Here is an 8,344-nt window from a genome sequence, read left to right as displayed (position 1 = left end):
CTGCCCCGCCACACTCAGCAACTTCGCCAGGTTGGCAACAATCCGTCCGCCCGTGGCGGCAAAGGGATGGCCCGCCGCCAGGGAGCTGCCTTTGACGTTGAGCCGTGCACGATCGATGCTGCCCAAGGGGGCGTCGAGGCCTAGCCGGCTCTTGCAGTATTGCGGGTCCTCCCACGCCTTGAGGGTACACAGCACCTGGGCGGCAAAGGCTTCGTGGATCTCGTAATAGTCGAAGTCCTGCAGGCTCAGCCCATTACGTGCGAGCAATCGTGGTACCGCGTATACCGGGGCCATCAGCAGTCCCTCGGCAGCGTTGACGAAGTCCACCGCAGCGGCCTCGCCATCGCGCAAATAGGCAAGGATCGGCAGACCGCGTTCCTTGGCCCATTGCTCACTGCCCAACAATACCAATGAGGCACCATCGGTCAGCGGCGTCGAGTTGCCGGCGGTGAGGCTACCCTGGGCACTGCGATCGAATGCCGGCTTGAGGCTGGCGAGCTTCTCCAGGGTCAGGTCCGGGCGCAGGTTGTTGTCTCGGGTCAAGCCAAGGAAGGGCGTGAGCAGATCGTCGTGCCAGCCTTCGGCATAGGCAGCAGCCATTTTCTGGTGGCTTTCCAGGGCTAGCTGATCCTGTTCGGCACGTGGAATGTCCCAGGTCTTGGCCATCTGCTCGCAGTGCTCGCCCATGGACAAGCCGGTGCGCGGTTCGCTGTTGCGCGGCAATTGCGGCTTGACGTGATGGGGCCGCAGTTGCAGCAGGATCTTGAGCTTGTCGGCGGTGCTCTTGGCCCGGTTGGCCTGCAACAGGATCTTGCGCAACCCTTCGTTGACCCCGATCGGTGCATCCGAGGTGGTATCGACACCACCGGCAATACCGCAGTCGATCTGCCCCAGGGCAATCTTGTTAGCCACCAGCAATGCCGCTTCCAAGCCAGTGCCGCAGGCTTGCTGGATGTCGTAGGCCGGGGTAGTGGGCGACAGGCGCGAACCCAGCACGCATTCCCGGGCCAGGTTGAAATCCCGGGAATGCTTGAGCACCGCCCCGCCGCCACCTCCCCCATACGCAGGCCATGCAGGTTGTAGCGCTCGATCAGGCCTTCGAGCGCCGCGGTGAGCATCGCCTGGTTGCTGGCGGTGGCGTAAGGACCATTGGAGCGGGCAAAGGGGATACGGTTACCGCCGATAATCGCTACGCGACGCAGCTGTGTCATGGAAAGCTCCCTGTTCTGTGAATGCGACTTCGGTAAGTACCTCCCCACTAGCTTAGGAGGCTTCTCACTGATCGAACGACTGCATGCCATTCATGGTCCACACTTTGAACCCCAGCCTGCGGAGTGCGTTCCATGTCCGACCGTTATATCGACTTCGCCAATTCGTCCATCGGCCAGCGTCTGGTCGGGGCCCTTGGCCTGCCGTCGCCGGTACGTCTGGAGCGCTGGCAGGCAGGCCGCCTGCGGCCCATCGAGGGCGCGCTGCTGATTGGCGGCGGCGCCCTGGCGCAGCAGGTCAGCGCCCTGGCACCGCGCCTGACCGATGCAATCTACAGCTACGGCACCGATCCGGGCCTGGCCACCCCCTGGATTCCCGGCCACGGACCCAGGCTCAAGGCTGTGGTGTTCGATGCCAGCGAGCTGCTGCAGACCGATCAACTCAAGCAATTGCGCGAGTTCTTCCAGCCATTGCTGCGAAGCCTTGAACCCAGCGCCCACCTGGTGCTCCTCGGACGTGCCCCGGAAACCCTCGAAGACCCCTTCGCCGCCAGCGCCCAGCGTGCCCTGGAAGGCTTCAGCCGTTCCCTGGCCAAGGAACTGCGCAACGGTGCCACCCTGCAATTGCTGTACGTGGGGGCCGGTGCGGAAGAGCAACTGGAAGGTGCGCTGCGCTTCTTTCTCTCACCCAAGAGTGCCTTTGTCTCCGGGCAAGTGATCCGCTTGCAGCCCTGCGCCACCCAGGTCCAGGACTGGAGCCGCCCGCTGGTCGGACGCAAGGCCCTGATCACCGGCGCAGCGCGGGGCATTGGCGCGGCTATTGCCGAAACCCTTGCCCGAGATGGCGCCCAAGTGCTGCTACTGGATGTGCCCCAGGCCAAGGCCGAGCTGGAAGCCTTGGCCGCCCGACTCGGCGCACGCGCCATCAGCCTGGATATCTGCGCCGAGGACGCGCCGGCACAGTTGATCGAGCAACTGCCGGACGGCATCGACATCCTGGTGCATAACGCCGGCATCACCCGGGACAAGACCTTGGCCAACATGACCGCGGAATTCTGGGATGCGGTGCTGGCGGTGAACCTCAACGCGCCACAGGTACTGACCCAGGCCCTGCTGGACCACGGTCGCCTGCACGACCATGGGCGGGTGATCCTGCTGGCGTCCATCAGTGGCATCGCCGGCAACCGTGGCCAGACCAACTACGCCGCAAGCAAGGCCGGGCTGATTGGCCTGGCCCAGGCCTGGGCACCGTTGCTGCACGCACAGGGCATCAGCATCAACGCCGTCGCGCCTGGTTTCATCGAGACTCAAATGACCGCCAAGGTGCCTTTCGCACTGCGCGAAGCCGGGCGCCGCATGAGCTCCCTGGGCCAGGGCGGCCTGCCCCAGGATGTCGCCGAAGCGGTGGCCTGGCTTGGCCAGCCGGGCAGCGGCGCGGTCAGCGGACAGGCCTTGCGGGTCTGCGGTCAAAGTGTCCTGGGAGCTTGAAAATGACGGCGCACTGGCACGAACTGAACATCCCCTCGTCCTTGCCTGCGCTGTTCCTCAAGGCTGCGCTGCGCCGGCGAATCAACGGCACGCAGTTGCCCGAGCAGGGCCTGCGTTGCTGGGTCAGCCTGCAACCCAAACAGCTGGAGGCCTATCGCAAGGTCTGCGGCTTTGTCGATAACGGCCTGCTCCCTGCCACCTATCCCCATGTATTGGCGTTCCCCTTGCAGATGCAACTGCTGACAGCCCGGGATTTTCCTTTTCCACTGCTGGGGCTGATTCACCTGGCCAACCGGATTCGTGTATGGCGGCCCATGGGTAACGTCAGCAGCGTGCGGGTCGGGGTCCAGGTACGCAACCTGCAACCCCATGCCAAGGGCGCGGTGTTCGATCTGGTGACCACACTGGACGATCTGCTGGGACCGCTTTGGGAAGCCGAAAGCCGGATGCTCTGCCGCGGCGTCAAACTGCTGGGAGAACCTGCGGGGCAGATCCAGCCCTCTGGCGAGTGCCTGAATGAAGTCAATCGCTGGCAGGCCGAGAGTGATATCGGCCGGCGCTATGCCAGGGTTTCCGGCGACTACAACCCTATCCACCTGAGTGCCTGGAGTGCCCGCCTATTCGGGTTTCCCCAGGCCATTGCCCACGGCCTGTGGAACAAGGCACGGACCCTGGCGGCGCTGAACGAGCACTTGCCGGCGGCGAACCTGGAAGTCACGGTGCAATTCATAAAACCCGTGCTGCTGCCTGCAGAGGTCAGGCTGTTGGCCAGTGCGGCCGGTCCAAGCGGTGAATTGCAGTTGTTGGGCAACGGCGATCTGCAACACATGCAGGGTGGCTGGCAGCCGATCGCCTGAACGGCCTTCAACCGCGACGGATCAACACGACACCAGCGACGATCAGCAACAACCCGGCAATCTTGCCAAGGCTGACCGGTGCCTCGCGAAACCCCACCCAGCCAAAGTGATCCAGAGCCAGGGCCATGCTCAATTGACCGGCCAGCACCAGCGCCATGAACAGCAAGGCACCGATCCGCGGCCCGGCGAAGGCGGCAGTGGTGATGAAAAACACCCCCAGCAGGCCACCGCACAAATGCCACCAGGTCAGTCCCTTGAGGGCCCCCAGCGAAGGCATCTCGCGCTGCATCAGCACCAGGATCAGCAACGCCGCGGTGCCGACAAAAAATGAGACCAATGCCGCAGCCAGCACACTGCCAAGCTGCTTGGCCAACTGGCCGTTGATCCCGGCTTGCAGGGCGAGAAAGGCACCCGCAAAAAACGGCAGGCACAACAACCACCAGACTGGGGACACCATCACAAGCTCCTGAAAAGTTTCGGTCGCGCAGTATAGGCTGGAGCCTGGTTCAAGACCCTCCCCCAAACTAATGACGGCAAGGGCAATTGCAGACCCTGCTCAAGCCAGGACCAGAGCTTATTAATTGTGTGTATATAACTTTAGTTTAACGCGAACTGAGCTCAGCTCATTACATTTTATATGTCGTTGTTTTAAATGAGATTTTTATAAAAATACTTTCAAAACGATACTTTAATACTAGTTACTTTTGAGTAAATAAATCCTATGAAAATAAATCATTAATACCAAGATCATAATTGTTCAAAGTCCCCTGCAAGCCTTTTATGTAGACAACGGACGAAGGCATCTCCAGCACCAGAACTGGAGGGCTATCGAAAATAACGAACGTTGTTACAGGTGCAAGGGATAACTCTAATGAACACTCAATTTGGATGGAAAGCGTGTACGGCACTGGCCATGATCCTGACCCTCAGCCTGACAGGCTGCAGCGGCGGCGGCGGTCATAAGAGCGGCGGTAGCGACTCATCTACTAACAGCGCCAGCGGTGGCACCACCGGAGGAACTGGCGGCACAGGTGGTGGTACAGGAGGTGGTACAGGCGGTGGCACAGGTGGTGGTACTGGTGGTGGTACTGGTGGCGGTACAGTGACCACCAGCAGCCTGGTGTCCGATCTTGGCACCACCGTCAGCGGTCTCGGCACTGGCGTCAGCGGTCTGGGTGATTCCCTCGCCGCAGTTCCGGTGGTCGGCGGTGTCGTGCAGAGCGCTGTCAACACCACGGGCAATGTCGTAGACACCGTGGGCGAAGGCTTGACCAATGGCCTGGGCCAACTGGGTACCAATCCCAAGGCTCTGAGCACAACCACAGCAACCGTTGGCAATGTGGCCAGCGATGTGGGCACCGGAGTCACCGACCTCAGCGGCAAGCTGGCCGCCACGACCCAGAGCGTTCCGGTGGTCGGTGGTGTAGTCACACAAGTGGCGCCTGTGCTCGGCGGTGTCGGCACCCAGGTGACCATGCTCGGCAATACCCTGAGTACCGTCACCAGCAGCGGCCCCGTAGGCACACTGAGCGATGGCGTGGGCGACAAGGTACTGGTCCCCGTGGTGAGCCTGGCGGAAGGCGTGACCGGCAAGGTCGGCAGCGCTACCGGCCTTGGCGCGCCGGTCAATGGGCTGCTCAATGGCGTGGCCGACGCGGTCGATAACACCGGCAACAAGGTCAGCGATACCGGCAACGGCACCCCTGGAACCGATCTGCTGGGCAATGCCCTGAGTAATACAAGTAGCGCCGTAGGCACTGCGGGCGGTTACCTGGGCGGTTCTGGCAGCGGCACCGGTAGCGGCGGCACTGGTGGTAACAACGGCCTGCTGGAAACCGTCGGCGGCGCCGTGGCGAACCTGAGTAACGGCCTCAACACTGGCAGTAGCAATGGCACCGTCAGCGCCGGCGGTGTCACCGGTGGCGCGGTAGGCGGCCTGATCGCCTCGGTAGGCGGCGCCCTCGGCGGCAGCGGCACCCCCAATCTGCTGGTCACCGCGCCTCTGGCCAGCGTCGGCGTGAACCTGGGCTCGGCATTGAACCCTGTCACCAGTTCGGTCTCCGGCCTGACCCAGCAAGTGGGCGCAAACAGCGGCCTTGGCGGCCCCGTCAGTGGTCTGCTGGGCCAGGTGGGCGGCGCGGTCAGCAACACTGGTAGCAACGGCGCCGGAGGCACCGGCGGTAATCCGGTCGGTAGCGCCCTGGGCGGCACCCTCGGTGCAGCGGGCGGTACTGTGGCCTCGGTAGGAGGGTTGGTCGGCGGCAGTACAGCCCCTAGTGGCGGCCTGGGTGGTGTGCTGGGTGGTTTGACCGGCGCCCTGGGTGGTACCAAAAAATAATTTGCACCTGGCCGATTCGACGGCCTCCCCTACAGCGCCTACGCTTGGTTGAGGGCGAGAGATTCAGCTGGATCTCTCGCCTTTTGTTTATCCAGAGCATCATATCCCGGCACCAGATCAAGGCCCTGACCCTGAACGACGCTTGGCATGAGGATTTTTAGCACCGCCGCAGTTTGACCATGGAGTGTCCTATGCGCACATTGGCCAGTTTGTTGTTACTTGGATGCTGCACTTCCGCTTACGCCGACTCCCTTCCCCGCTTTCTCAACAGCAACGACAGCATCAACAACCTGCCGATACCCAACCTGCCGGTAGATGCCTACCGCCCGGTGACTCCAAAACCGCAGTTACCCGAACAGCCCGTTCCCCCTCAAGGGCAGCAGCCGTTGATGATGGGCACCAAGGTCACGGTGCGCCAGGTTCAAATCGAAGGCGGTACCATCTACCCCCTGCAAGAGCTGGCAGCGATCTACCAGCCCCTGATCGGTCATGAGGCCAGCTTTGGCCAACTGATCGAAGCCACACGTAGCATCACCCGGCGCTACCAGGACGACGGCTACCTGCTGTCCTATGCCTTCATGCCACAACAGAAACTCGACCAGGGCACCCTGCGGGTGGTGCTGGTGGAAGGCTATATCAGGGACTACCAGCTGCAGGGCGACATCGGCCCGGTGTCCGCCTACCTGGACAAACTGGTGAGCAAACTCAAGGCTGAGCGCCCACTGACCCGCAAGACCTTCGAGCGCTACACCACATTGATGAGCCGAGTGCCCGGAGTGACACTACAAGCCGTAGTGCCACCACCGGGAACCACCGATGGCGCAACCAGATTGGTCGCCGTAGCCAGTCGCAAATCCATCACCACCAGCCTCAACAGCACCGACGACAACCGCAACGGCCTGCAGGCTCTGGTAGGCGTCAGCAGCAACTCACAAACCGCCTGGGGCGAGCAGCTCAGCCTCAGCGGGCTGTTCCCACCGGGCAAGGACAAGGAGCACTACTACCGCCTGGACTACAGTCAGCTGCTGGGGTCGGAAGGAACGCAACTGAACCTGTATGGCGCACGTTATCGCAGCGATCCGCGTACCAATGTACAACTGGATAACGGACTTGAGCTGGAGCCCCATCGCGAAAACGACCGCTTCTCCATCGGCGTCAGCCACCCGTTTATCGCCTCGCCCAATGAAATGCTCACCGCAGGCACACGCCTGTACGCGGTGAACGACAAGACCCGCTACCAGGTCACCAACAACCCGCTGACCCTGGAAGAGAAAACAGACATCCGCGCCCTGGCGCTGGAAGGCGACTGGAGCAAATCCGACCCGCGCCAGTTGCGGATCCTCAGTGCCGGCCTGTATCGCGGGCTAGACAGTATGGGGGCCAACACCAACAACAGCCTCTACGACCTGGACTTCTTCCGTCTGCGCCTGGCTGGGGTGCAAAGCAACCGCTTCTTCGATAACTGGCAGGGCGTGCTGTCCGGCGCCCTGTACTGGAGCCAGGACAACCTTCCCGACAGCGAACGGGCGAGTTTCGGCGGCCAGAACTTCGCTCGCGGCTACCCCGATGACCAGGCCACCGGCGACAAAGGCTGGGGCGTGGCCTATGAGGTGAACTACAGTTTCAACCGCGAAGGACCCTGGGTCCGGGTGTTGCAACCCTATGTGGTGCTGGACCGCTCGAAAACCTGGTTCAACCAGTTGCCGGTCAAGGGCAGCAGCCTGTCATCGGCCGCCGTTGGCCTGCGCTTCGGAGACTCCAAGCACTACAACATTGCCCTGGAAGCCGCCAAGCCGATGTCCGACGAAGCCCTGGACACCTACAATCGCCAGCCGCGCTACACCCTGAGTTTCAGCTATCAACTCTGATCCATTAGGTGACTAGACCCGCCCATCGGCGGGTCTTTTTTACCCGCGGGCCAAAGGCTCGGTTGGTGTGAGGAGCTACCGCTGAATCGAAGAAAGGCAGGTACCTCGGCCAGTGCCGGGACGGGGCCCGGACCGGAGCTGGAAATCAGGGACCAACTATATGCAGGCGAGGTTGGGGAAACAGATTGTTGAGGGTTTCCAGCAGGCGCACGTGATAGATCGGCTTGCGGAACAGATCCAGTACCTGCAGGCGCAGCAGGTCGCTGACGTCGTCCATATCGGCGTGGCCCGACATGACAATGACCGGTAGATGCTGACGCGAGGTGTGTTCGCGCAGGCGCTTGATCAACGACAGGCCACTCTCCTCTGGCATGCGCAGATCAGTGATGACCAGGGCAATGTCGGGATGGCGGGTGAGGTGCTGCAAAGCCAGCTTCACCGAGGTCGCGGTAAAGCAACAGAAGCCCTCACCTTCCAGCAACTCGGCGAGTTCCATCAGCGCGTCCTCTTCATCATCCACAAGAAGAAGTTGCTGGCGTGGGGTGGAGGGTGTGTTCATCAACATTACCTTGAGCGGACTGTCCG

General features: G+C 62.0%; 6 protein-coding genes and 1 pseudogene. 4 read left to right on the top strand and 3 right to left on the bottom strand.

Going from position 1 to position 8,344, the window contains the following annotated elements; all coding sequences use genetic code 11:
* A pseudogene (locus tag GV818_RS18480) lies at positions 1 to 1,211 on the bottom strand (acetyl-CoA C-acetyltransferase); the annotation flags it as partial.
* 132 nt (positions 1,212 to 1,343) lie between these two features.
* On the opposite strand from GV818_RS18480, the gene GV818_RS18475 reads away from it, so the two are divergent.
* Both GV818_RS18475 and GV818_RS18470 read left to right on the top strand, forming a co-directional pair.
* Entirely contained in the window at positions 1,344 to 2,696 is a 1,353-nt protein-coding gene (locus GV818_RS18475) for a 3-oxoacyl-ACP reductase (protein ID WP_161777166.1), read from the top strand.
* A 2-nt stretch (positions 2,697 to 2,698) separates the two neighbouring features.
* The gene (locus GV818_RS18470; RefSeq protein WP_161777165.1) at positions 2,699 to 3,553 is read left to right on the top strand and encodes a MaoC family dehydratase; all 855 of its coding nucleotides are present in this window, start codon (positions 2,699 to 2,701) and stop codon (positions 3,551 to 3,553) included.
* A 7-nt stretch (positions 3,554 to 3,560) separates the two neighbouring features.
* Here the strand turns inward: GV818_RS18470 and GV818_RS18465 are convergent, their stop codons facing one another.
* A complete protein-coding gene (locus GV818_RS18465; protein ID WP_161758688.1) occupies positions 3,561 to 4,010 on the bottom strand; it encodes a DMT family transporter in 450 nt (149 codons plus the stop codon).
* 645 nt (positions 4,011 to 4,655) lie between these two features.
* Here GV818_RS18465 and GV818_RS18460 point away from each other — a divergent pair.
* Positions 4,656 to 5,891 carry a collagen-like triple helix repeat-containing protein gene (locus GV818_RS18460; protein ID WP_368668937.1) on the top strand — a complete coding sequence of 412 codons (1,236 nt, stop codon included), beginning with the start codon at positions 4,656 to 4,658 and terminating at the stop codon, positions 5,889 to 5,891.
* 191 nt (positions 5,892 to 6,082) lie between these two features.
* Positions 6,083 to 7,759 (top strand): ShlB/FhaC/HecB family hemolysin secretion/activation protein, encoded by a 1,677-nt coding sequence (locus GV818_RS18455; protein WP_161758690.1) that lies wholly within the window; start codon positions 6,083 to 6,085, stop codon positions 7,757 to 7,759.
* Positions 7,760 to 7,904: 145 nt separating this feature from the next.
* Here GV818_RS18455 and GV818_RS18450 read toward each other — a convergent pair whose 3' ends face one another.
* Positions 7,905 to 8,318: a response regulator gene (locus tag GV818_RS18450; RefSeq protein WP_161758691.1), complete on the bottom strand. Its 414-nt coding sequence runs from the start codon at positions 8,316 to 8,318 to the stop codon at positions 7,905 to 7,907.
* Between the last annotated feature and the right edge of the window lie 26 nt (positions 8,319 to 8,344).

This window comes from Pseudomonas sp. Fl4BN1 (assembly GCF_009908285.1).
Taxonomy (GTDB): Bacteria; Pseudomonadota; Gammaproteobacteria; order Pseudomonadales; family Pseudomonadaceae; genus Aquipseudomonas.
Note: the sequence above shows the minus strand (reverse complement) of the source record. Positions and strands in the feature narration are given on the sequence as shown.

Bases quoted from the DNA above. Each gene is read 5' to 3' on its own strand.
- GV818_RS18450 (WP_161758691.1), bottom strand. From the start codon at position 8,318: ATGAACACACCCTCCACCCCACGCCAGCAACTTCTTCTTGTGGATGAT.
- GV818_RS18455 (WP_161758690.1), top strand. From the start codon at position 6,083: ATGCGCACATTGGCCAGTTTGTTGTTACTTGGATGCTGCACTTCCGCT.
- GV818_RS18470 (WP_161777165.1), top strand. From the start codon at position 2,699: ATGACGGCGCACTGGCACGAACTGAACATCCCCTCGTCCTTGCCTGCG.
- GV818_RS18475 (WP_161777166.1), top strand. From the start codon at position 1,344: ATGTCCGACCGTTATATCGACTTCGCCAATTCGTCCATCGGCCAGCGT.
- GV818_RS18465 (WP_161758688.1), bottom strand. From the start codon at position 4,010: ATGGTGTCCCCAGTCTGGTGGTTGTTGTGCCTGCCGTTTTTTGCGGGT.